Annotated in this window: 1 protein-coding gene; it reads left to right on the top strand. The window is 40.2% G+C overall.

Annotated features, from left to right (window positions below):
• Positions 1 to 116: 116 nt before the first annotated feature.
• Positions 117 to 602 (top strand): IS110 family transposase (locus ACFODW_RS12310; RefSeq protein ID WP_390306888.1); only part of this gene is annotated, 486 nt, incomplete at its 3' end.

Below are 602 nucleotides of genomic sequence, written 5' to 3'. Positions count from 1 at the left end.
AGCGAAGTTATCATGAACGAAACTAGCTCCTATTCGTAACAACGTAGGTTAATTTGGTAATACTGAATTACTAACCAATGCCAAATCAGAGCTATAATACGAAAGGAGCTATTAATATGAATGATACCACACAATACGTAGGTTTAGACGTATCAAAGAAAAGAATTGCTGTGGCAGTTGCTGATGCGGGGAGGTCAGAACCAAGATATATTGGTATGATTGATTATTCTGTTGAGGCTATTAGAAAAACGATGAAAAAATTAGGTGACCCTGGTCAACTTCGAGTTTGTTATGAAGCTGGACCAACTGGATATGGTTTATATCGACTTTTGAAGAGTATGGATATTGAGTGCGAGGTGATAGCACCATCTTTAACACCCCTAAAACCAGGTAGCCGTGTAAAGACTGACAAACGCGATGCTCTTAATCTTGCAAGGCTTCACCGATCGGGTGATTTAACTCCCATTTACGTACCGACCGAAGATGATGAAGCGCTACGCGATTTAGTTCGAGGTCGTGAAGATATCAAGGAGGACGAATTAAGAGCCAAACACAGATTGACAAAATTCCTTCTAAGAAATGAAATCAAGGCACCTGAAGGT

It is taken from the genome of Virgibacillus sediminis (assembly GCF_042643265.1).
Lineage (GTDB): Bacteria > Bacillota > Bacilli > Bacillales > Amphibacillaceae > Virgibacillus_O > Virgibacillus_O sediminis.
Note: the sequence above shows the minus strand (reverse complement) of the source record. Positions and strands in the feature narration are given on the sequence as shown.